This is a genomic window from Actinomyces succiniciruminis (genome assembly GCF_900002405.1).
GTDB lineage: Bacteria > Actinomycetota > Actinomycetes > Actinomycetales > Actinomycetaceae > Actinomyces > Actinomyces succiniciruminis.
In genome coordinates this window covers 67343-90463 of the sequence record NZ_LK995510.1, presented here as the reverse complement: position 1 = coordinate 90463, position 23121 = coordinate 67343, and the positions used below count along the sequence as shown (strand labels likewise).

The 23121-nt window shown below is 70.0% G+C and carries 23 protein-coding genes; 17 read left to right on the top strand and 6 right to left on the bottom strand.

The window, feature by feature from the left end; all coding sequences use genetic code 11:
- Nucleotides 1-3 precede the first annotated feature (3 nt).
- From pgsA to BN1056_RS08425, 6 genes are all read left to right on the top strand, one after another.
- Nucleotides 4-621: a CDP-diacylglycerol--glycerol-3-phosphate 3-phosphatidyltransferase gene (gene pgsA, locus BN1056_RS08450; RefSeq protein ID WP_210580363.1), complete on the top strand. Its 618-nt coding sequence runs from the start codon at nt 4-6 to the stop codon at nt 619-621.
- Complete coding sequence (locus BN1056_RS08445; RefSeq protein WP_210580362.1) at nt 618-1184, top strand: CinA family protein; 567 nt, start codon at nt 618-620, stop codon at nt 1182-1184. Before pgsA ends, BN1056_RS08445 begins: the two co-directional genes overlap by 4 nt.
- Before the next feature lie 152 nt (nt 1185-1336).
- Complete coding sequence (locus BN1056_RS08440; RefSeq protein WP_210580361.1) at nt 1337-1759, top strand: helix-turn-helix domain-containing protein; 423 nt, start codon at nt 1337-1339, stop codon at nt 1757-1759.
- A 230-nt stretch (nt 1760-1989) separates the two neighbouring features.
- The gene (locus BN1056_RS08435; protein WP_210580360.1) at nt 1990-2226 is read left to right on the top strand and encodes a DUF3046 domain-containing protein; all 237 of its coding nucleotides are present in this window, start codon (nt 1990-1992) and stop codon (nt 2224-2226) included.
- 207 nt (nt 2227-2433) lie between these two features.
- On the top strand, nt 2434-3624 hold the full coding sequence (gene recA / locus BN1056_RS08430) for a recombinase RecA (protein WP_210580359.1): 1191 nt from the start codon (nt 2434-2436) through the stop codon (nt 3622-3624).
- Entirely contained in the window at nt 3624-4115 is a 492-nt protein-coding gene (locus tag BN1056_RS08425) for a regulatory protein RecX (protein WP_210580358.1), read from the top strand. Before recA ends, BN1056_RS08425 begins: the two co-directional genes overlap by 1 nt.
- Before the next feature lie 84 nt (nt 4116-4199).
- On the opposite strand, the gene BN1056_RS08420 is transcribed toward BN1056_RS08425, so the two are convergent.
- A complete protein-coding gene (locus BN1056_RS08420; RefSeq protein WP_210580357.1) occupies nt 4200-5465 on the bottom strand; it encodes a hypothetical protein in 1266 nt (421 codons plus the stop codon).
- A 250-nt stretch (nt 5466-5715) separates the two neighbouring features.
- On the opposite strand from BN1056_RS08420, the gene BN1056_RS08415 reads away from it, so the two are divergent.
- Nucleotides 5716-7233, top strand: coding sequence for an NAD(P)/FAD-dependent oxidoreductase (locus BN1056_RS08415; protein WP_210580356.1), 1518 nt, complete (start codon nt 5716-5718; stop codon nt 7231-7233).
- Nucleotides 7234-7411: 178 nt separating this feature from the next.
- On the opposite strand, the gene BN1056_RS08410 is transcribed toward BN1056_RS08415, so the two are convergent.
- From BN1056_RS08410 to BN1056_RS08395, 4 genes are read right to left on the bottom strand one after another with little or no spacing between them, the layout of a single operon-like run.
- Complete coding sequence (locus tag BN1056_RS08410) at nt 7412-8296, bottom strand: amino acid ABC transporter permease (RefSeq protein ID WP_210580355.1); 885 nt, start codon at nt 8294-8296, stop codon at nt 7412-7414.
- Entirely contained in the window at nt 8293-8973 is a 681-nt protein-coding gene (locus BN1056_RS08405) for an amino acid ABC transporter permease (RefSeq protein ID WP_244671595.1), read from the bottom strand. The genes BN1056_RS08410 and BN1056_RS08405 overlap by 4 nt, the downstream gene beginning before the upstream one ends.
- A 36-nt stretch (nt 8974-9009) precedes the next feature.
- Nucleotides 9010-9915, bottom strand: coding sequence for a glutamate ABC transporter substrate-binding protein (locus BN1056_RS08400; protein WP_210580353.1), 906 nt, complete (start codon nt 9913-9915; stop codon nt 9010-9012).
- A gap of 49 nt (nt 9916-9964) precedes the next feature.
- The gene (locus BN1056_RS08395) at nt 9965-10798 is read right to left on the bottom strand and encodes an amino acid ABC transporter ATP-binding protein (protein WP_425306116.1); all 834 of its coding nucleotides are present in this window, start codon (nt 10796-10798) and stop codon (nt 9965-9967) included.
- 165 nt (nt 10799-10963) lie between these two features.
- Here BN1056_RS08395 and miaB point away from each other — a divergent pair, with 165 nt between their 5' ends.
- From miaB to BN1056_RS14975, 3 genes are all read left to right on the top strand, one after another.
- Complete coding sequence (miaB, locus tag BN1056_RS08390) at nt 10964-12625, top strand: tRNA (N6-isopentenyl adenosine(37)-C2)-methylthiotransferase MiaB (RefSeq protein ID WP_210580349.1); 1662 nt, start codon at nt 10964-10966, stop codon at nt 12623-12625.
- A 150-nt stretch (nt 12626-12775) separates the two neighbouring features.
- Nucleotides 12776-13720: a hypothetical protein gene (locus BN1056_RS08385; RefSeq protein WP_210580348.1), complete on the top strand. Its 945-nt coding sequence runs from the start codon at nt 12776-12778 to the stop codon at nt 13718-13720.
- On the top strand, nt 13714-14097 hold the full coding sequence (locus BN1056_RS14975) for a GntR family transcriptional regulator (RefSeq protein ID WP_210580346.1): 384 nt from the start codon (nt 13714-13716) through the stop codon (nt 14095-14097). The genes BN1056_RS08385 and BN1056_RS14975 overlap by 7 nt, the downstream gene beginning before the upstream one ends.
- 26 nt (nt 14098-14123) lie before the next feature.
- Here BN1056_RS14975 and BN1056_RS08375 read toward each other — a convergent pair whose 3' ends face one another.
- Nucleotides 14124-15110, bottom strand: a complete 987-nt coding sequence (locus BN1056_RS08375; protein WP_210580345.1) for an FAD:protein FMN transferase — start codon at nt 15108-15110, stop codon at nt 14124-14126.
- Nucleotides 15111-15282: 172 nt separating this feature from the next.
- Between BN1056_RS08375 and BN1056_RS08370 the strand changes: the two genes are divergently transcribed.
- From BN1056_RS08370 to BN1056_RS08340, 7 genes are all read left to right on the top strand, one after another.
- Entirely contained in the window at nt 15283-17040 is a 1758-nt protein-coding gene (locus tag BN1056_RS08370; RefSeq protein WP_210580344.1) for an FTR1 family iron permease, read from the top strand.
- 31 nt (nt 17041-17071) lie between these two features.
- Complete coding sequence (locus BN1056_RS08365) at nt 17072-17704, top strand: iron transporter (RefSeq protein ID WP_210580343.1); 633 nt, start codon at nt 17072-17074, stop codon at nt 17702-17704.
- A gap of 87 nt (nt 17705-17791) precedes the next feature.
- Nucleotides 17792-19063: a DUF2318 domain-containing protein gene (locus tag BN1056_RS08360; RefSeq protein WP_210580342.1), complete on the top strand. Its 1272-nt coding sequence runs from the start codon at nt 17792-17794 to the stop codon at nt 19061-19063.
- 1 nt (nt 19064) lies between these two features.
- Nucleotides 19065-20354 (top strand): ABC transporter permease, encoded by a 1290-nt coding sequence (locus BN1056_RS08355; protein WP_210580341.1) that lies wholly within the window; start codon nt 19065-19067, stop codon nt 20352-20354.
- 8 nt (nt 20355-20362) lie between these two features.
- Nucleotides 20363-21745, top strand: a complete 1383-nt coding sequence (locus tag BN1056_RS08350; RefSeq protein ID WP_210580340.1) for an ABC transporter permease — start codon at nt 20363-20365, stop codon at nt 21743-21745.
- A 1-nt stretch (nt 21746) separates the two neighbouring features.
- Nucleotides 21747-22565, top strand: coding sequence for an ABC transporter ATP-binding protein (locus BN1056_RS08345; protein ID WP_210580338.1), 819 nt, complete (start codon nt 21747-21749; stop codon nt 22563-22565).
- Nucleotides 22562-23065 carry an FMN-binding protein gene (locus tag BN1056_RS08340; RefSeq protein WP_210580336.1) on the top strand — a complete coding sequence of 168 codons (504 nt, stop codon included), beginning with the start codon at nt 22562-22564 and terminating at the stop codon, nt 23063-23065. Before BN1056_RS08345 ends, BN1056_RS08340 begins: the two co-directional genes overlap by 4 nt.
- Nucleotides 23066-23121: the final 56 nt, after the last annotated feature.

The window sequence follows — 23121 nt, the reverse complement described above, 5'->3', positions numbered from 1 at the left end:
GCGATGAACACCACACCCGGCGAACCGGCCGCCGCCCCGCAGGCGAGCGCGCCCCCATTGTTGAACATCGCCAACGTCTTGACGGTGCTGCGGCTGATCCTGGTCCCCGTTTTCATCTGGCTGATGCTCCAGCCGGGTGACGGCATGCGGCTGGCGGCCACGATCGTGTTTGTCGTGGCGGCGATAACGGACAAGCTGGACGGTCAGCTGGCCCGCTCCCGGGGCCTGATCACCAGCTTCGGGAAGATCGCCGATCCCATCGCCGACAAGGCGCTGACCCTGTCCGCATTCATCCTGCTGTCCGTGGCCGGGCGCCTGTGGTGGTGGGTGACGATCATCATCGTGGTGCGCGAGCTGGGCATCACCGTCATGCGGTTCGTGATGCTGCGCCGCGCCGTCATGGCAGCCTCCCGCGGCGGCAAGCTCAAGACCACGCTGCAGATGACCGGCATCATTGGGCTGCTCCTGCCCTGGACGATGTTCCTGCCGGGTGGGCTCGCCAATGTGCTGGTGGCCCTCGCCTATGCCGCCATCGGTGCCGCCCTGGTGGTCACCGTGGTCACCGGCGTGGATTACGTGCTGCAGGCCCGCCGCATCGCGCGTGGGGAGGAGACCGCATGAGCACCACCCCCGCCGACCAGAACACCTCCGCGGCACCCGCTCCCGACGGCGATCACAGCACCCTGGTGGAGGCGGCGCGCTTCCTGCTGGCCAAGGCGGAGGAACGCGGTCTGACGCTGTCGGTCGCCGAGTCGCTCACCGGCGGCCAGGTCGCCTCCACGCTGGTGAGCGTGCCCGGGGCCTCGGCCGTCGTCGTCGGCGCCGTCGTCGCCTACGCCACCCGCATCAAGGAGCAGGTCCTGGGGGTGGATGCCGCCCGCCTGGCCGCAACCGGGCCGGTCGACGGCGAGGTGGCCAAGCAGATGGCCGCGGGCGTGGCCCGGCTCATGGACACCGACCTGGGCCTGGCCACCACCGGGGTGGCCGGGCCGGGCGCGGCCGACGGGCACCCGGTCGGCACCGTGCATGTGGCCGTCGCCTCACCCTGGGGGACGCTGGCGCGTGAGCTGCACCTGTCCGGTGACCGGGAGACGGTGCGTGACGGCGCTACCACCGCGGTGCTGGCCCTGGCGGGCGCGCTGCTCGAGGCCGCCCCGCCGCCCGGCGCGGACGCCGTGGAGTAGTGCGGGCGAACCGACGGCCGGATAACCTGGGTCTTACCGACGGAACCCCCAGGCTTCTTCCAGACTTGTCGGGAAGGATCGTCTCAACGCCGCCGGGGGAGGACCCGCCGGAGGCGGGAATGAAACCGCCACACGAATGGTTGTGCCACACGATGAACAACGTGACTCACCCCCGCACCACCCGTCCCGCACGCCCGGCGGGCCGCGCACCGATGCGGCAAGCACCCGCGGCGGGGCATGGCACCGTCGTGGATAACGCGACGAACAAGCACGAGAACATCCTTCTGCGCCGCGAGATCGGCGAGGTACTGCGCTCGGTGCGTCAGCACCAGGGACGCACCCTGCGCGAGGTTTCGAGCCAGGCCCGCGTCTCGCTCGGCTACCTCTCCGAGGTCGAACGCGGTCAGAAGGAAGCCTCCTCCGAACTGCTGGCCTCGATCTGCCAGGCCCTCGACGCCCCGCTGTCCGCGGTGCTGCGTGAGGTCTCCGACCGTATCGCCATCGCCGAGGGCGTGGTCGTACCCGACACCGTCCCCGACGAGCTGGTCCGCCAGCAGGGTCTGACGCTGCGCTGAACCCGTTCCGGCGAACGCCTACGTCTTCAACATCGTGCCCGGTTGTGGGCCGCCGCGGCGGCCCACAACCGGGCACGATTGCGTCCCGGAGCCGGCCCTGCGCCATACTGCCCACGGCACTGTCCACGCCGCGTTCCGCCCGCCGGGGCGTTGTCGGTGCCGCGCCGACGGCGCCGGCCCATGTCCATCCCGGCGGTGCGAATCCGCCCCACTCGTCCCCTAGGAGCCGCATGAAACATTCAGAGTTCTGGCGCGCCGTCGACACCGTGTTCGGCTCCGCCTACGGGCGCTCGCTGGCGCAGGACCTGGTGCTCTCCGGTATCGGCCGCACCAGCGCGGAGGCCCTTGAGGCCGGCGTGCCGCCGCGCGATGTCTGGCACGCCCTGTGCGATGACACCGACCGCAGTGAGGCGGACCGCTGGGTATTCCGCGACGACACGCGTCGGCACCGCCGCGACACGCGGTGAGCACCGCTCGCATTCGAACAACTGTTCGCCTACTGTGGTCCACAGGCGACGTTCGTGCACCCCGCGGCCACAGCGGTCGCGGAGGGGTGCTGATTCATGTCAGTGGTCCGGCATAACGTCGTTCGCGAGCCCCGGCGAGGGGTTCTCGCAATCAGGACCAGCCGTATCCGCCGCGGCGGCGAGCCGCATTAGAACAGAGGAATACCAATGCCCACCGCAACTCAGACACAGGACCGCTCCAAGGCTCTGGCCACCGCCCTGGCCCAGATCGACAAGTCCTTCGGCAAGGGCTCGGTCATGCGGCTCGGCGACGACGTCCGCCCGCCCGTCTCCGTGATCCCCACCGGCTCCGTCGCCCTCGACGTCGCCCTGGGCATCGGCGGGCTGCCCCGCGGCCGCATCGTGGAGATCTATGGTCCCGAATCCTCCGGTAAGACCACCGTGGCGCTGCACGCCGTCGCCAGCGCCCAGAAGGCCGGCGGCAACGCCGCCTTCATCGACGCCGAGCACGCCCTGGACCCGGTGTACGCCAAGGCCCTGGGCGTGGACACCGACAACCTGCTGGTCTCCCAGCCGGATACCGGTGAGCAGGCCCTGGAGATCGCGGACATGCTGATCCGCTCCGGCGGGCTGGACATCATCGTCATCGACTCCGTCGCCGCCCTCGTGCCCAAGGCGGAGATCGAAGGGGAGATGGGTGACTCCCACGTCGGCCTGCAGGCGCGGCTGATGAGTCAGGCGCTGCGCAAGATCACCGGCGCCCTGTCCTCCACCGGCACCACCGCCATCTTCATCAACCAGCTGCGTGAGAAGATCGGCGTCTTCTTCGGTAACCCCGAGACCACCACCGGCGGCAAGGCCCTGAAGTTCTACGCCTCCGTGCGCATCGACGTGCGCCGCATCCAGACCCTCAAGGACGGCGACCAGCCGGTCGGCAACCGCACCCGCGCCAAGGTCGTCAAGAACAAGATGGCCCCGCCCTTCAAGCAGGCCGAGTTCGACATCCTCTACGGCCAGGGAATCTCCCGCGAGGGCGGCATCATCGACCTGGGCGTGGAGAACGGCATTGTGCGCAAGTCCGGCGCCTGGTTCACCTACGGCACTGACCAGCTGGGGCAGGGCAAGGAGAACGCCCGTGCCTTCCTGAAGGACAACCCCGAGTTGGCCGATGAGATCGAGCACAAGATCCTGGCCACCCTCGGCATCGGGGAGCCCGGCCGTGAGGCCCGTGAGGCCGCCGCGCAGGAGGAGGCGGAGAAGGCCGCCGCTGCCGCCGCCCCGGCGGGCGCGAAGACCGCCGCGAAGGGCGCCGGTGCGAAGTCCGGCGGGCGCAAGTCGAAGGCGGCCGCGGCGGAAGAGGCCGACGCCATGTTCGGTGAGGACGCCGGCGGCTTCTGATGCCCTGGCTCACCCCGGACGCCCACACCGAGCAGGTCGAGGCGGCCAGGGACATCGTCCTGCGCCGCCTCGACCGCTCCGCCGCCCCACGCGCCGTCCTGGCTCAGCTGCTGGAGCGCAAGGAGGTTGATCCCGCCGTCGCCCAGGAGGTGTTGGACCGCCTGGAGGCCGTCGGCGTGATCGACGACGCCGCCTATGCCGCCCGCCTGGCACGCACCCGCTTCGCGGAGAAGGGCGCGGCCCGCCGCGCCATCGCGGAGGAGCTGCGTCGCAAGGGGCTGGGGGAGGGGCACATCCGTGCCGCCCTTGAGCAGATCGACGGCGAGGACGAGGCCGCTGCCGCCCTGGCGCTGGCGCGCAAACGGCTGGCGGTCAGCCGGGGCCTGGAGCCGAGCGTGCGCCGTCGGCGGGCCCTGGCCGCGCTGGGACGCAAGGGCTACTCCGCCTCCGTGGCCGCGGGCGCCGTCGAGCGGGCCCTGGCGGAGGAGTAACTCCGGCGTTGCCCCGCCGAGCACCGAGGCGGAGGCCCTGTCCGGGACCGACTGGGGCGCCTAGCCGGGAGCGACGGACCGGGGTTACTCCTGCGGCAGCGTCAGGTCGCGGTAGTCGTAGACGTCTACGATCGTTGCCTCCGAGCCGTCGACGGCGTTCACGATGTGGTCGGAGTGAACCTCGACCGGGCCGAGGCTGTCCAGCTCCACTGCCTCTGAGCGGTCCGCCGGGACCAGCCAGGTGCCGCGCGTCTGCGCAGATGAAAGCGTGGAGGTGAGCAGTAGGGCGCCGTCGGAGAACTCCCCGACGATCTCGGCGTCCGGGGTGGGGGCGATGTCTGACAGGCACTCCACGGACATGTCGCCGAGGGTGACGCGAGCGAGGCCGGCAAACAGTGCCGTGTCGGAGATTGTCGGGTACTGGTGGTTGTTGCCCAGCTCGCAGGCGCTGGTGTCGACCTCGACGACGGCGCCCGTCTCATCCACCAGCCACAGGTCCTCGTCGTGCTTCAGCCCCAGGTGCGTGGGGCCGGGGACGAACCGGATAGTGTCACTGTCGGCGGTCAGCAGCTCGGCGGAGCCGAACTGCACGATGTTATTGCTGCCGTCATTCTTGTCGGTGAGCGTGAACAAAGGCACGCTGTTCCACTGGGATACGCCACTCAATTGGAAGTCACCCTCAGCCGAGATCAGGTCGCCCCAGGCCGAGCCGGCCAAGGTGAGGTCGGCGTCGACATGCAGCACGCCGGAGGTCGTCGAGTCGTCCTCCATGACGATAGCGCCCACGAAGTCCTCATTCGTGCGCACGGACACCCCTGCAAGATCGGATGCGGTGACCATCAGATCCTCGGAGACGGCCCTACCGGTCTCCACGTCCAGCCAGGTGACCTGACCGGACATGGCGTCGGTGTTCCTCAGGATGATGGCGCCGTCCTCACTCGGCGCGTCCGGGCCGGAGAACCAGACCGAGATGACCCCGATTGCCGGGTCTAGGCTCAACTGCACCTGCATGTCGGCGGCGCCGTCGGGCACCGCCACGGCTGTGGACCAGGCCTCGGTGCCGTCCCACAGGGTGCGACGTACCGTCAGGTCCGCGGAGTCGTCTGTGCGAGGGTCGATGTAGGTGATTCCGAGCTCGTCCGCGCGGACCGTGCCCGATTCGGCCTTGAAACTGAACGTGGTCGCGGTCAGACCTACCGCCTCGAAATTCGCGTTACCCACCAAAGGGGCCTGCGTGCCGTAGGTGGCGCGGCTCGGCGAGGCGGCAGCGGAGGAGTCGGCCTCCGTCACCGTGGGGGAGGAGCATGCCGCCGCGGCGGTCAGGGCGGAGACGGCGACCAGTGCGGTCATACGGCTGGGAAGACTACGAAGTCGCATCACTCAAGCTCCTGGGTCAATGGCTGAGACAATGGGCAGTAAAACAGGCGTGTCACGGCTTCGCAAGCATTATTTGCTCGGACATTGGTGGAGGTGCGGCAAGGTATTGCGGCACGTGACTAGTGCTGGTCTCGGCGCGTTTGGGCGCGGGTGTGAGGCGAATCATGCGTAGCGGCGCCGAGGCCGCTTTCTCCTTACGTAAGGCAACCCTTACATTTTCCCTATGAGACGTCCCGTCGCCATCACCCTCGGCGCTGCTGGCCTGGCGGCCGCAGGCGCCGCCCTCGCCGTCACCATCCGCTCGCCGCGTCCGCACGTGCCCGCCGTCGCCGTCGACCAGGGCCGCCACCGCCCGCCCCGCGTGGTCATCGCGGGCGGCGGATACGTCGGCTTCACCGCCGCCCGGGCGCTGCGCCGGCGGCTGAACACCGACGAGGTCGAGATCGCCGTCGTCGACCCGCGCCCATACATGACCTACCAGCCCTTCCTGCCGGAGGTCGCGGCCGGTTCCATCCAGCCGCGCCACGTCGTCGCCTCCCACCGCCGCGGCCTGGACGGCATCACGATCCTGACCGGCTCCGTCACCGGCATCGACCACGCCAACCGCAACATCACCATCACGCCTCCGACCCCCGAATCCACGCGCGTGGTCCCCGAGCCCTACCAGCTCGCCTACGACCACCTGGTGCTGGCCCTGGGTGCCGAGGCCCGCACCCTGCCGATTCCCGGCCTGGCCGAGCAGGCCCTCGGATTCAAGCAGGTGGAGGAGGCCCTGGCCCTGCGCAATCGCGTCCTGTCCAACATCGAGGAGGCCGCCTCCACCTGGGACCACGACCGTCGCCGGCGGCTACTGACCTTCGTGTTCGTGGGCGGCGGCTTCGCCGGCGTGGAGGCGATCGCCGAACTGGAGGACATGGCCCGGGCCGCCGTCGCCAAGATCCCCAGCGTCGAGCAGAGCGACGTGCACTTCGTGCTGGTGGAGGGCACCCGCCGCATCCTGCCGGAGCTGACCGAGGAGCTGTCCGGCTACGGCCTGCAGCAGCTGCGCGAGCGCGACATCGACGTGCGCCTGTCCACCTTCCTCAACTCCTGCGTGGATGGGCACGTGGTCCTGTCCGACGGCACCGAGTTCGACGCCGACACCATCGTATGGACCGCCGGCGTCAAGGCCGCCCCGGTGCTGGCCGACTCCGACCTGCCCATCGAGGGGCGCGGGCGCGTCACCACCCTGCCCACCCTGCAGGTGGCCCGCGACGGCGTCGTCGTAGACGGCGCCTGGGCCGCCGGGGACTGCGCGGCCGTGCCCGACCTGACCAGCGCGGACCCGGCCGCCACCTGTGCCCCCACCGCCCAGCACGCCGTTCGCCAGGCGAAGGTACTGGCCGACAATCTGGCCGCCACGCTCGCGGCCGGCCCCGATGCATCGGTGGAGTTGACCGGTTACCGCCATGAGAACCTCGGCACCGTCGCCTCCCTCGGCATCGGCAAGGGGGTGGCTCGCATCCTGGGCCATAACCTGCGTGGTCTGCCGGCCTGGACCGCGCACCGCGGCTACCACGTCTACGCCATGCCCACCCTGAACCGGAAGGTGCGCATCATGATGGACTGGTTCGCCGCCGCCGTATTTCGCCGCGACCTGGCCAGTTTCGGTTCAGTGGCCGCACCGGGCGCCGCCTTCGCGGCCGCCGCGGAGCACGACGCCCAGCTGGCCCAGCAGCGCGCGCGGGATGGTGAGCGCTAACGGATCTGGCTCAGCCCGACAATCCGTTTGAGTCCGCGGTCAGGAATGTCCAAATCCGGCAGAAACGCCGCCGATACCCACGCGAGCCGATATGGCAGCCGCATGATTTCAACGTTTTGTTCGCAGCTGCTGACCCGGCCAACACGGTTCGTGCCGAATTCGGACATTCCGTCGGGGCCTACGCCGGGGTGGGGACGTCGGCCACGTCCGCGGCGGTGGCAATACCGGTGACTGTGCTCATCTGCTCGCTGGTGCGGCGGGAGAGCCGGTCGGCCAGGCGCTGCGCCGCCCAGGACATGCCGAAGTTGAGCGCCACGAAGATGACGGCCGTGACGATCAGCGACGGGATCAGGTTCGCCTTGGCGCTGCCCAACAGGCTGCCTGCGGCCAGCAGCTCGGAGTAGGTGATGATGTATCCCAGGGCCGTGTCCTTCAGCGCCACGATCAGCTGACTGATCATGGCCGGCATCATCGCCACCAATGCCTGCGGCAGCTCGATGAGCCGGCGCGAGCGGGCCGGGGTGAGCCCAATCGCCAGGGCTGCCTCGCGTTGCCCGGAGGGCAGGGAGTGAATGCCGGAGCGGACCAGCTCGGCCACCACCGACCCGTTGTACAGGGTCAGTGCCGTGACCACGCCCCAGAACGCGGCCGAGGTGGCCGGCACGAAGGACGCCTGGGAGAACATGAAGTAGAAGAACAGCATGAGCACCAGGACGGGAACCGCCCGGAAGAACTCCACCACCACGGTGCTGATCCAGCGCACCGGGCGGGCGTCGGCCAGCCGACCCAGCCCGAAGACCACCCCGAAGACGAAGGCGGCCACCAGCGCCACGGCGGCGGCCCGCAGCGTCGCCCACAGGCCCGGCAGCAGGTAGTCGGTCCAGGCGGAGACGGTCAGGAAGGGCGCCCAGCGAGCGGCGGTGAACTGGTCCTTGGCGGCCAGGGCGGCGATCACCCAGGCCCCAAGCGCCACCAGCACCACGATGCCGATCACGTTGCCGATGCGTTCGCGACGCCGGGCCCGGGGACCGGGCAGGTCGAACAGGAGGGACTGGTCGTTCATCGGGCCACCGCCAGCTTCCGGGACAGAGAGGTTGTGAGCAGTCCGATCGGCAGGACGATGATGGTCCAGCCGATCGCGAAGACGGCGAAGATCGCCAGCAGGTGCTGCGGGGAGAACTCGAACATGTCCGACATCACCGAGGCCGCCTGGGACACGCCCGCGGCCGAGGCGACCGTGGTGTTCTTGGCCAACGCGATCAGGGTGTTGCCCAGCGGCGCCACCGCCCCGCGCAGGGTCTGCGGCAGGATGATCGACCCCATGGTCTGCCCGAAGCCAAGACCGATCGCACGGGCGGCCTCCGCCTGCCCGGGTGGGACGGTGTTCAGCCCCGAGCGCAGCGCCTCGCACACGAAGGTGGCGGTGTACACGCTCAGCCCGATGACCGTAAGCCAGAAGGAGTTGCGGGCCAGCCACTGGTCGCCCCAGCGGCCCGAGACGACGATGCCGAGCTGCCCGTACACCCCCAGCGAGCAGGCCAGGATGATCAGGGTCAGCGGGATGTTCATGACGATGTTGGTGAAGGCCGCGGCGAAGCCGCGCAGCGAGCCCATCGGGCATACCCGCATGATCATCAGGATGGTGCCGAGCAGGGCGGCGCCGATCGCGGAGAAGAAAGTCAGCTCAATGTTTACGAGGAACGCGCCGAGGACGTCGTACTGGGATAGCAGCTCACCCAATGGCTCTTCCTTTCCTTCCTGCCGATTCCGGGCCGCCTACTCGCACAGCGAGTCGTCGACCGTTGGCGGGTTGAGGGTGGCGTCGGGGTCGAAGGCGGTGCCGACGTTGTCCTGTAGCAGCCGGCTCCAGGTGCCCTCGGCGATGATGTCGGTGATCGCCTGGTTGACGGCCAGGCAGCGGTCGGGGTTCCCCTGGGGCAGGCCGACGCCGTAGTGCTCCTCGGAGAAGGCGTTGCCGACCACCTGCACCTTGCCCGCGTAATTGTCTTGGGCGGCGAATCCGGCCAGGATGATGTTGTCGGTGGTCACGGCGTCGACGGTGCCGGCGGCCAGGAACTCCACGCACTGGGAGTAGGAGCGTACGGGGAACAGCTGGAGGGTGCCCGTGGAGTAGTTGTCGCGGATCGTCTGGGCGGAGGTGGAGCCCTCCACCGAGCACAGGATGTGGCCATCCATGTCATCGGGACCGGAGATGTCCGAGTCGGAGCGCACCAGCAGGTCCTGCCCGGCGATGAAGTAGGGGCCGGCGAAGGTGATCTTCTCCCGGCGCGCATCCGTGATCGAGTAGGTGCCGATGACCATGTCCACCTGCCCGTTGCGCAGCATGGTCTCTCGCTGGGCGGAGACGGCCTCCACCCATACGATCTCATCCTCCTGATAGCCCAGTTTGGCGGCGATGGCCCGGCCCATGTCGACGTCGAAGCCGGTGTACTCCGAGCCGTCCTTGAGGCCCATACCGGGCTGGTCGTACTTGATGCCGATGCGGATGGAATGCGCGGGGGTGTCGTCGCCGGAGCAGGCAGCCAGTCCCGTGACGCCCAGGGTCAGTCCCAGGAGGACGGCGAGCAGGGCCCGGGTGCGGCGCGCCGGCCGGGAGCGGGGGTGCCGCCGTGCGGGCACATCGCGCGGGCTGCGGCGGCGTGAGTGGTTGAGGGGGAGCATGCCGACCTCCTATCGGTGGGCGGTGCTAGTGCTGAGCGGATGCGGGACTTCAGTGCGTGATCAGTTTGGACAGGAAGTCCTGGGCGCGCTCGGTGCGCGGGCTGGTGAAGAACTCGTCGGGGGCGGCCTCCTCGACGATGGCGCCGTCGGCCATGAAGACCACCCGGTCGGCGGCCTGGCGGGCGAAACCCATCTCGTGGGTGACGATGATCATGGTCATGCCCTCCGCGGCCAGCTCCGCCATGACGTCGAGGACCTCCTTGACCATCTCCGGGTCCAGGGCGGAGGTGGGCTCATCGAAGAGCATCACCTTGGGGCGCATCGCCAGGGCGCGCGCGATGGCGACGCGCTGCTGCTGCCCGCCGGAGAGCTGCGCCGGGAACTTGTTCGCCTGGGAGTCCACCCCCACGCGCTGCAATAGTCGGTGCGCCTCCGCCTCGGCCTCCGGCTTGGAGGCGCCCCGCACCTTGATGGGACCCAGCGTGACGTTGTCCAGGATCGTCTTGTTGGCGAACAGGTTGAAGGACTGGAAGACCATGCCGACCTCGGCGCGCAGCCGGGCGAGTTCCTTGCCCTCCTGCGGCAGTTCCTGGCCGTCGATGCGGATGGTGCCGGAATCGATCGACTCCAGCCGGTTGATGGCGCGGCACAGGGTCGACTTGCCGGAGCCGGAGGGGCCGAGCACCACCACGACCTCCTGCCGGGTGACCGACAGGTTGATGTCCTTGAGCACGTGCAGGTCGCCGAAGTGCTTGTTGACGCCGACGAGTTCCACGAGCACGTCGTTCCCGCCCGCGGCGGTCGGCGCGGCATCCGTGATGAGTGCGTCGGCGGGGCCGGCGTCGGCGGGGCGGTTGGGCGCGGGCGACGGGGAGGTGCTCATGCGGCTCATGACATACCGCGACCGTGTCGGGAATGGTCCGGCCACGTTTCCAACCTGTAACAGGCACTGAGCGATGGTGTTACAAATCTCACGGCTGGGGCCCGAGGTGCAGGCCCGGGGCGGCCTGGTTCTGCGGTGGGCGCCGCGGCTTCTAGACTGCGCACGATGACCATGCTTGATGTTCCCGCCACCGCCGCCCGCGCCGGCGACGACCTGCGCACCTACCACGTGCGCACGCTCGGCTGCCAGATGAATGTCCACGACTCCGAGCACATGGCCGGCCTGCTGGAACAGGCCGGATATCGCCGCGCCGAGGACGTGCCCGAGGTGGCGGCGCGTGCTACCGCGGCCGGTGACGGCGGTGCGGACGTGGTGATCATTAACACCTGCTCCGTGCGGGAGAACGCCGCCACCCGCCTGTTCGGCAACCTCGGGCAGCTCGCCGCCGTCAAGCGGGAGCGCCCCGGCATGCAGATCGCCGTCGCAGGCTGCCTGGCCCAGCAGATGGGGGAGGGGATCGTCGAGAAGGCCCCGTGGGTCGACGTCGTCTTCGGCACCCACAACATTGACGTGCTGCCCGCGCTGCTGGACCGCGCCCGCCACAACGCCGAGGCGGCCGTGGAGATCGAGGAGTCCCTGAAGGTCTTCCCCTCCACTCTGCCGACCCGGCGCGAGTCGCCCTACGCCGCCTGGGTGTCCATCGCGGTGGGCTGCAACAACACCTGCACCTTCTGCATCGTGCCCTCCCTGCGCGGCAAGCAGCGCGACCGGCGCCCCGGGGACGTGCTGGCGGAGGTGGAGGCCGTCGCCGCCCAGGGGGCCATCGAGGTCACCCTGCTGGGTCAGAACGTCAACTCCTACGGCGTCGGCTTCGGTGAACGCGGCGCCTTCGCCGGCCTGTTGCGCGCAGCCGGGAGCGTGGAGGGCATTGAGCGGGTGCGTTTCACCAGCCCGCACCCGGCTGCCTTCACCGATGACGTCATCGACGCCATGGCCGACACGCCGACGGTCATGCCCAGCCTGCACATGCCGTTGCAGTCCGGCTCGGATCGGATCCTGCGGGCCATGCGCCGCTCCTACCGCACCAAGCGGTTCTTGAACATTCTCGAGCGCGTGCGCGAGCGGATGCCCGAGGCGGCCATCACCACCGACCTGATCGTCGGCTTCCCCGGCGAGACCGAGGCGGACTTCCAAGCGACCCTCGACGTCGTGGAGCAGGCCCGTTTCGCCTCCGCCTTCACCTTCGAGTTCTCTCCACGTCCGGGCACCCCGGCCGCAGGCATGCCCGACCAGGTGCCGATCGAGGTGGTCAAGGAGCGCTACGCCCGTCTGGACGAACTGGTGCGCTGCATCACCCAGGAGGAGAACGAGCGCCAGGAGGGCCGCGTCGTCGAGATCCTTGTGGCCGAGGGGGAGGGGCGCCGCGACCAGGCCACGGCGCGCGTCTCCGGACGCGCCGACGACAACCGCCTGGTGCACGCCGCCCTGCCGGCCGGACTGGCTGCGGACGACTACGCCGGCGGCGCCCCGCGGCCCGGCGACATGCTCACCGTCCGCGTCACTCACGGCGCCCCCCACAACCTCATTGCCGACTCCGCCCGCTGCGGTACTGTGCCCGACGGGGCGGCCGTGGACGGTGCGGGCCGAGGCGCCGGGGACCGCATCTGGCTGGACGGCGGCCCCGCCCTGTTCGAGGTGCGGCGTACCCGGGCTGGGGACGCCTGGGAGCGGCGCCGCCGTGAGGCGCACACTGCGCCCGAGCCGGATGCGGCGCCCGTGGCCATTGGTATGCCGACGCTCCGTCCCGGGGCGCATGGGGCGAGGTAGGTCGCCTGCACCGTTTCGCGATCACGAATAGTGATGCCTTGAGGGTGCGCATCGTGAGCGACTCGGAGTCGCTGGGCGGACCCGCGGGAGTTGACCGTCTCGAGTGTACTGATACACTGAGTGTGTTGGTACACCGAGTGGGAGGTCGAGATGTCGACATTCGTCGTTTGGGTGCTCATCGCCGCCGTCGTATTCCAGCTGCCCGCCGCGAGCGCACTCCGGGACGGCCCCGGCCGGGATCAACACACCGAGGAGTACCTCGACGGACAGGGGCTCGTGCTGCCGCCCGACCTTCGACAGCAGGTGCTCTCGCGCCTGCATCTGCGGTCCCATACCGCCGTCGCCTGGGGCTGGGGCGGGTGGGCAGTGGGTGTCGCGATGGCGGCGGCGGCCCAGGCGGTCGGCGCCGTCCACCTCGTACCGCTCATCACGCTCCTGGCCACTGCTCTTGGGCATGCGACCGGCGCGATCGTCGGCCTGATGCGGGAGGTGGTCGATCCCCTCCCAGTCGCACCCCGGGTGGCCCGCACCCGGGCCACGACGTGGAGGGATTACTGCGACCGCTGGGACCGTCGTGCGGCGTTCCTTGCGGTCCTGTCCACCGCTGTCGCCTGCATCGCCGCCCTGGGCGTGTGGGCAATGACTCCGCTGCGCCCGGACGGCGGGTGGCTGGTGCTCGCGGCAGTCATCGCCGCGGGGGCGTGTGTGGGGGTCGCGGAGATGCTCTGCCTGCGGCTCGCAGTGGTCCTTGCTGATCGTCCCCAGCGGGCACACAGCGACCTCGAGCTCGCCTGGGATGATGCGCTGCGCTCGGGCGCCGTTAGGGGAGTGCTCGACGTGGTTGTTGGCACCGGGCTCCTGGCGACCCTGGTCATTCTCGGGACCTCTGCCACGTGGCTGATCGCCCCGGAGGTGCGTGCCCGGGGCATGGAGCTGACCGCATTCCTGGGGTTGGCCGCCCTTCTTGTGGGGCTCGCCTGCTGGGCGGCGATTCTCGTGCCGTGGCAGCGCGGACGGCGGGTGCGCAACCCCTCCCTGGGGCTGTGGCGCGACCATGACCTCTCGGTGCATGCGCAGGAGGGCCGGGCGTGCTGACGGTCGACGTCTCCGGTCGGACGCCCCCCTTCGAGCAGATCCGGGACCAGTTGAGGGCGCAGATCGTCGCGGGGGATCTCGACGTCGGGACGAGGCTGCCCTCGGTACGTCGGCTCGCAGCGGACCTCGGGGTCGCTCCGGGGACGGTTGCCCGGGCATACCGAGAACTCGAACAGGCCGGCCTGGTCCGTACCAACCGGCGCACCGGCACGATCGTTGCGCCGCCAGCTGCCGTGGGCGGGCGCAGTGCGGCCGAGTTCGCGGCGTACTGCGTCGCCGGGATGCGGGGGCTCGGGCTCACCGACGAGCAGATTGTGGCGGCCGTGCAGGACTGCCTGCGGCGTGATCCTCGACCGCCGACCGATCTGGGTACGTAAGTTCCACCGATCTCGGTGCGTAAGTTCTACCGACCTCGGCGAGGGGCGGTGAAGAGTTCGGCGGGCAGGTCGCGCCAGGTGCGTGAGGTGGCCGCCGAGCCGTCTGCACGCAGCAGGGCGAAGTCGTAGTCGAACCCCGCGGCGGCCAGCCGGGCCGGGTCGGCCACGAACAGCGCCGTGGCCAGCCCGTCGGCGACGGCGCAGTGGTCCGCCACCGCCCAGGCGGCGACGACGGCGCTCGTCCCCGTCACGGGCAGGCCGGTGTGTGCGTCCAGGATGTGGTGCAGTCCCGGCCCCCAGGCGCGGCGGGAGACGCCCGAGGCGCATACCGCCCCGGCGGTCAACTCCACGACGCCTACTACCGTGCCGTCCGGGTCGTCGCCCGCGCTCGCGGGCCGCTCCAGGCCGATGCGCACCGGCTGCTGGCAGCGCACCAGCAGGTCGCCGCTGGCGTCGATCACATACTCCTCATGGTCGGCCGCGCGCAGCCAGGCGGCCAGCAGGTCGGCCAGGAATCCCTTGCCGGCGGCACCGACGTCGACCAGGGCCGGCCGGCGCAGCAGCAGCTGATCGCCGTCGCGGCGAGCCCAGGCCGCCCAGGTCGGACGCCCATGGATGGCACCGAGTCGGTGAGCGGCGCCGTCGCGCACCACGAAGCTGTAGTCGGCGTCGTAACCGAGCTCCACCAGGTCCGCGCCGGCCAACGGGTCGATGCGCCCGCCGGTGGCCGCATGCAGCCGGTCGTACAGGTCCAGCAGGGGCGTCGAGCCGGTCGGCAGTGCGAGCGCGACCGCGCCGTCGGGCTCCGGCGCGAGCCGCCCGGCGGCGGCCCGACGCACCAACGACCCCGGCCGAAAGCGGGACCAGATGTCCTCGAAGGCGTCGATGCGCGCCGTGATCTGTCGACGCAGTGCGGCGGGCAGGGGGGAGCGGGTGTGGACGGTCCACCGGCAGCCGGTGGCCTCGAACCGCCAGGCGTGCGCGAGCCCGCCCGGAGCGTGCAGAGCACTCATTGCGTCTCCCCGGATCGATGCGACTGGTGGATCATGACGGCCTGCCAGGTCTTAATACAACAGCTTTTGACGAATCTATTTATGTAAGCCTAGTCTTTCGTTTGCAGGTCAGGCTCATCTACTATGTAGAAGGCTTGACTAACGTATCCAGTATGTGAAGGAAGCCGCCAGCATGGCCCATGCTCCGTTTCAGGACCGCCCCGCGCCCCCGCCGGTCCGCGGCGCCGTCGCGCTCGGTGCGCTACTGCTGCTGCTGACCGGGCTGGTATCCGGGCTGTGGCCGACGGCGCGCGCGGCCGAGTCCGATACGGACTACGACTCCTGGTCGGCGGTGGCACAGGCCATTTCCGCCGAGCTCGACGCCGCCGCCGACTCCTACGCCTCGGGTGACACCTCCGGGGCCGCCGCCGCCTTCCAGCGTGCCTACAACTCCGGCTACGTCGCCTCCAACCTGCAGGTCGTCACCACCGACAACCTCGGCGCCGACGTCGTGTCCGAGCAGCAGCAGGCCTTCACCGACCTGCGACAGGCGGCCTACGCCACCGGCAACCAGGAGACCATCGACTCCGGCGTCACCGACCTGTCCGACTCCCTGACGGGCACCACCGCCCAGCTCGACGAGCTGGCCGACCTGGCCGACCCGCGCACCTACGCCGCCGACCAGGCCGCCACCATCGCCACCCAGCGGGCCGAGCTACAGGCAAACAAGACCCGCGTCAACGAGGGGCGCGGAGAGCGCAGCTGGGCCGAGGTCGCCGCCGAGATGAACGAACTTATCGACGCCGGCGTGGACAAGGCCGCCGCCGGCGACCGCGAGGGCGGGGCCGCCGACGTCAACAACGCCTACTACGGCTACTACGAGAAGCTCGGCTTCGAGAAGACCGTTATGTCCGCCATCTCCGGCGACCGCGTCTCCGAGGTGGAGAACCAGTTCAAGGTCGTGCGCAAGGCCATGGTGGGTGGCGGCGACATCGAGACGATCACCGCCGACGCCGAGACCCTCAAGGGCTACCTGACCGAGGACGCCGCCGCCCTGGACGGCGGGGCCGCCGAGAACATCAGCCCCGTCAAGGCCTTCCTCACCGGCTCCTTCGGGCAGGCCTTCCTGATTCTGCTGCGCGAGGGCCTGGAGGCCATCCTGGTGGTCGCCGCCGTCATCGCCTACCTGCTCAAGGCGGGCATGCGGGACCGGGTCAAGTACATCTACGCCGGCCTGATACTGGGGCTGGCCGGCTCCGGCGTGGTGGCGCTGCTGTTCGCCTGGCTGTACGACTCCGCCTCCGCCCACCAGGAGATCCTCGAGGGCGTGGTGGCGCTGATCGCCATGGTCATGCTGCTGTTCACCTCCAACTGGATGCTGTCCAAGTCATCGGTGGCCTCCTGGAACCGCTACATCAAGGACAAGACCGAGGCCTCCATCTCCGACGGCGGCTTCTGGGCGCTGGCGTCCCTGTCATTCCTCGCGGTCTTCCGCGAGGGCGCGGAGACGGTCATGTTCTACGAGGCGTTGTTCACCATGGACCCCTCCGGCTCGGCCAGCATCTGGCAGGGCTTCGCCGCCGGAGCGGCGGTGCTCGTGGTCATCTTCCTACTCATCCGCTTCACCAGCGTGAGGATTCCGCTGCGGCCCTTCTTCGCCATCACGAGTTTCCTCATGGCCGTCCTCGTCGTGATCTTCGCCGGCGGCGGCGCCCACGCCCTCATCGAGGGCGACATCATCCCGGCAACCTACCTACCGGGGTGGCCCACGTACGACTACCTGGGCCTGTACCCCTACCGGGAGACCCTCCTGTTCCAGGCCTTCATGGCCGCGCTCGTCATCGTCCTGTCCGCCGTGTCCGTGCTGCGTCACCGCCGGGTCGACGCCGCCCGGGCCGCCGCGGACGCGGACACCGACGCCGCGGCCGAGACGGCCGGGGCAACCGAATAAGAAACCCACCAACCGCAAAGGAAGACACCCCATGCGATCCCTTAAACTCGTCAGTGCGGCGGGCGCGCTCGTCCTCGCCGGGACCCTCGGCCTGGCCGCCTGCTCCTCCTCCGACGACGCCGCCGACACCTCTACCGACGCTGCTACCGAGGCGGCCGCGGACGCCGGCAACGACGCCGGATTCGAGGAGTTCAACGTCAACGACTCCCAAGTGGACCAGGAGGCCGAGGGCCAGATCAGCGTCAACCTGGTCTACTTCCAGCCGGTCGACATGGAGCCCGCCGGCGCCGCCGGGCTGCCTGCCTCACAGGCGGACCTGCACCTGGAGGCCGACGTCAGCGCCCTGGCCGACAACACCCTCGGTTACGGCGCCGGCGACTTCGTACCCGGCCTGACCGTGGACTACTCCATCGCCCCCGCCGACGGCTCCGGCGAGGCCGTGGAGGGCACCTTCATGCAGATGAACGCCTCCGACGGCCCTCACTACGGCGGCAACATCGCCCTGCCGGACGCCGGCCAGTACACCGTCACCATCACCATCCACAGCCCGGAGGAGAACGGCTGGGTGCTGCACACCGACCCTGACACCGGCGTCAAGGGCCGCTTCTGGACCGAACCCATCGAGCTCACCTGGGACTGGGACTACACCCCCATGGAGTGGTGAGCCCGCGGTGACGGCGCCGCCGTCACGTGGCCCGCAGGCACGGGCGAACAGACATAGGTAACCGATACCGAGAGGAGCACCTGCGGAGTGTTGGAGCGCTTTGTTTCCGTTGTTGGAGGGGCCACTCTGCCCTTCCTGCTGTACGCCGCTCTGGCCGTCCTGCTGACGCCCGCCGTCGTTGAGGGCTGGACGCGCTCGGCCCGCTGGCGCCTGGCCTCCGCCCTGACCGGTACCGCTGCCGGACTCGTCTTCGCCGTCCTGCGGGCCACCTCCGTGATCGACCGGCGCACGGTCGTCAACATCCCCACCCTCATCGCCTGTGTGGCGATCGACGCGGCCCTGATCGTCGTACTCGTCCTGCTGGCGCGCCGGCCCACCTGGGGTGCGGACGGTCGGCTCGGTGCGGTCGCCCATCCGGTCGCCTGCCTGGCGGTCGGCCTGGCCTTCTTCCGCGCCGTGCCGAACGTGGTGCTGGGCCTGACCGCCTTCATCGAGCCGGGCGAGGAGGTCCTGTCCTCCGAAATGCTGCTGCGCGTCCTCGGATTCCTTGGCGGCTGGGTGGCCGTGGCCCTGCTCGCCTTCATCTACTACCGCGCGGCCCGCCGCGCCCCGGTGCGTCCCACCCGCGTGACCCTGCTGGTCTTCGCGGTCGTGTTCGGGGCGATGCACCTGGCGGAGCTGGCGCGGGTACTGCAGTCCACCCACCGGATCCGCCTGAGCGGATCCGCCTTCCGCGCCATGACCTGGGCCACCAACAATGCGGGCGGGATCATCCTGCTCGCGGCGGCCGCCGTGTGGCTCGTGCCAATGGGCTTCGCCCTGGCCCGAGCGGTCGGGCGCACCCCGGCGCAGTCCAATCCGGCCCGCACCCGCGCCCTGCGTGCCGAGCGGCGCCGCTCGCGCCGCTGGGTGCTCGCCTCGGGGCTCGGCTTCGCCGCGCTGGTGGCCACCCGGACCGTCGCCGTAGCCAAGGTCAACGAGGTCCCCACCCTGTCCGATCCCGAACCCTACGAGCGCTCCCACGATGCCGCCGTCGTGTCCGCCACCCTCCTGGCCGACGGCCACCTGCACCGCTTCGCCTACGAGGCCTCCGGCGGCACCGAGGTCCGCTTCATCATGATTCTGAAGAACGGCGGCGCCTATGGGGTGGGACTGGACGCCTGCGAGTCCTGCGGGCCGGCCGGCTACTACGAGCGCGACGGCAAGATCATCTGCAAGCGCTGCGATGTGGCCATCAACCCCGCCACCATCGGCTTCAAGGGCGGCTGCAACCCCATCCCCATTGACTTCACCGTCACCGACGGCGCCGTATCCGTGCCCCTTTCCGCCCTGGAGGACAGCGCGGAGGTGTTCGCCTGACGTGTTCTTCGCCCGCCTACTGCACCGCTCCTTCACCCGCCAACTGTGGCGCCGCTCCCTGGTCGGCCTGACCGTGGCGCTTTGCGCCTCCATCTCCGTGGCCATGCTCGGCGTCGTGCTCGACGTCGGCGACAAGTTGAACGCCGAGCTGACCGCCTACGGCTCCAACATCGTGGTCCAGCCCAAGGCCGACGCCGTCGTCTCCAGCCTGTACGAGACCGAGGAGACCACCGAGGCCACCGCCTTCATCGACGAGGCCGAGGTGCCGAACATCAAGACGATCTTCTGGGCCTACAACATCGTCGACTTCGCCGCCGAGCTCACCGGCCGCGTCGACGTGGCCTCCGCCTCCGCCCAGGCGCAGGATCTGGCCATCACCGGCACCTGGTTCGACAAGGAGCTGAATCTGTCCACCGGGCAGACCACCACCGCTGGAGTCACCACCCTGCGCTCCTGGTGGACCCTGGAGGGCGCCTGGCCCGCCGACGACGCCGACGAGGCGGTCGTCGGCTCCACCCTCGCCCAGCGTCTGGGCGTCACCACCGGCGACACCCTCACCCTGTCCACCGCGACCGGCGAGCGGGCCCTGACCGTCACCGGCGTGTACACCTCCGGCGACGATGACGACGACTCCCTGTACGCCCCGCTGGCGGTGGTCCAGGAGCTCACCGGGCACGTCGGTCAGGTCGACGAGGTGGAGGTCAAGGCGTTGACCACCCCGGAGAACGACCTGTCGCGCAAGGCGGCCCGCAACCCCAATGTGCTGTCCGCCTCCGAGTGGGAGACCTGGTACTGCACGGCCTACGCCTCCTCCATCACCTACCAGATCGAGGAGGTCATGCCCGGCGCCGTCGCCAAGCAGGTGCGCCAGGTGGCCGCCGTCGAAGGCAAGGTGCTGGAGAAGACCCAAGCGCTGATGATCCTCATGACCGCTCTCAGCCTGGTCGCCGCGGTGATTGCCGTCGCCTCCCTGACCAACGCCTCCCTGGTGGAGCGCACCAGCGAGTTCGCCCTGCTCAAGGCGGTGGGCGCCTCCTCCGCCTCCATCAACCGGCTGATCCTGGCCGAGACCGCCGTCATCGGGGTTATCGGCACGGCCGTCGGCGCGGCGGCCGGATCCGGGATCGCCCAACTGATCGGGCGGGTGGTCTTCGGCTCCTCCATCACCATGCGGCCCATGGTGTACGTGCTGGTGGCGGTGCTGGTGGCGCTGGTGCTGGTGATCGCCACCGCCTCCTCAATGCGGACCATCCTGCGGATTCAGCCGGCGACCGCCCTGCACAAGCGGTGAGGAGGAACATGAGTACTCGCTCCGGCATCGGCCGGCCCATGACCAATCGACGCATGTTCGCCACCATGCTCATCGGCGCCATGCTGCGGCGCCGCTCCCGCGCCCTGTCCGCGATCGGCTCATCCGTGGTGGGCGCCGCCACCCTGTTCTGCCTGGCCTCCATCTGCCTGGCCGTACCCGCCCAGATGAGTGCCGAGATGCGCCAGTACGGCGCCAACCTGATCGTCACCCCCATCGACGCCGAGGCGGCTTCAACCACGAATGACTCCGCCACGACAGTCGCCACGGACGCGGCCGCCGCGACGGCGAACGCCGACGGGGCGGGGGAGAGCCCGACCTCGACCGCACGCATCAGCGCCGCCGACTTGGCGCTGGTGGACGCCGCCGTCGCCGCGGCCACCGACACCACCACCGAGCAACTGGCCACCGCCGCCTACCGCTACGAGACCATCCGCATCAACCGTTCCCCCTACCTGCTGGCCGGCATCGACGTCGACGCCGTGCGCGCGCTCAACGGCCACTGGGAGATCGACGGCGACTGGCCGCAGGCAGGGCAGGTGCTGATCGGGCTCAATGTGGCCGAGAACGCCGGGCTGAAGCTCGGCTCCACCGTCAACGCCGAGTACCTGTCCAGCGACAACCTCGCCTCCGTCGGGGAGGGCGACGGCGATGCCGGGGCCTCGGCCTCCAGCTCGGCGACCGCCGCCACCGGCGACCCGGCCAAGTCCGATGAGACCGCCGCGGGCCAGGCCCAGTGGCGGGTGTCCGGCATCGTCGACACCGGCGGGGAGGAGGACGACATCGTCTACGTCCCCACCGCAGCGCTCGAGTCGCTCACCGGTACCATCGACGCCGGCTACGACGTGGTGGAGTTCTCCGTCGACACCTCCGCCGCCACCGTGGATGAGGCCGCCGCCGCGGTGGCCGATTCCGACGCCGCAGGACGCGTGGCCGCCCAGCCGGTCTCCAAGATCTCCAGCGGGGACACCCGCATCATCACCATGCTCAACACCCTGTTCTGGGTGGTGGCCGTGGTGGTGCTGGGCCTGACGCTGGTGGGGGTGTCCACCACCATGACCGTCGTCGTGGCCGAACGCCGCAACGAGATCGGCCTGCGCAAGGCGCTGGGCGCCTCCGGGGGATCCATCGCCACCGAGTTCTTCGCCGAGGCGGCCCTGCTGGGACTGATCGGCGGGCTGGTCGGCACCGCCATCGGCTACGGGCTGGCCGTCGCCGTCGGCCTGGGTGTGTTCGACCGCCCCATCGGCTTCAGTTGGTGGCTGGCGGCCGCCTCCGTCGCATTGACTACGCTGGTCGCCGTCGTCGCCTCATACTCTCCGGTGCGCCGCGCCTCGCGCATCGATCCCGCGCTCGTCCTCAGAGAGGAATGACATGACCGACACGCTCACCGCGCCGCGGACCGGCTCGCCGGACCAGGGCGCCGATGTGCTGCTCGAACTGCAGCACGTGTCCAAGATCTACGGCGACCTGCACGCCGTCGACGACCTCAGCCTACAGGTGCCGCGCGGGCAGTGGCTGTCCGTCGTCGGCTCCTCCGGCTCCGGCAAGACCACCCTGATGAACATCATCGGCTGCATGGACACGCCCACCCGCGGCTCCGTGCTCCTGGACGGGCGCGAACTCGGGCGACTCAACGCCTCCCAGCTGACCGACATCCGTAAGCACGTCATCGGCCTGGTCTTCCAGCAGTTTCATCTGATCCCGCACCTGACCGCCATTGAGAACGTCATGGTCGCGCAGTACTACCACTCCATGACCGATGAGAAGGAGGCGCTGGCGGCCCTGGAGAACGTGGGCCTGGGGGAGCGCGCCCACCACCTGCCCTCCCAGCTGTCCGGCGGCGAGCAGCAGCGCGTGTGCATCGCCCGCGCACTGATCAACCACCCGCAGCTCGTACTCGCCGACGAGCCCACCGGCAACCTCGACGAGGCCAACGAGCAGCTGGTCCTGGACATCTTCGCCCGCCTGCACGCCGCCGGCACCACCCTGATCGTGGTCACCCACGACGCCCACGTCGCCTCCTGCGGACAGCGCCAGATCCTGCTCAACCACGGACGGCTGGTGGGGGAGAAGCACAACGTCGGCGGTGCCGGGCGCCGCGAGAGCGACATGCTCGACTTCGGACAGGGAGAGCCGGACACCCGGGCGGGCGACGCCTCCGCGCTCCGCGGCGAGGAGACGCAGTCATGAGGCGGCACGCGCTGGCCGCCGTCGGCGCCGTCCTGGCCACCGCCGGCCTGGCCGGCTGCGGTGGCGGGGAGGTCACCCCCGCGCAGGACGAGTACGCCGGCCGCGCCCAGACCGAGAACCCGACGGCGCAGCCCGCCGCCACCGCCGGATCGGAGGTGCCCACCGCCTCCGCCACCCCCACCGGGGGCCCCTACGCCGACGGCGAGTACACCGTCAGCGAGGCCTACGGGGTGGTGGACGACGTGGTGGAGGAGGACTCCATCGACGTCACCCTCAGCCTGCAGGGCGGCTACATCACCGGCGTGTCCGTCACCGGGCACGCCCTGACCGGCACGTCCAAGAACTACATGGCCGGCTTCGTGGAGGAGATCGACGACGCCGTGGTCGGCCGCAGCATCGAGGACGCGCACGTGACCGCCCTGGCCGGGGCGTCCAAGACCTCCGCGGCCTTCAACGACGCCGTCGACGCCATCGCCGCCCAGGCCGCCGAGGCCTACTGACAACGAAACGTGGGCGGCGGGAGAGGTTGGGGCTCGGCTTACCATCCGCGGCCCTC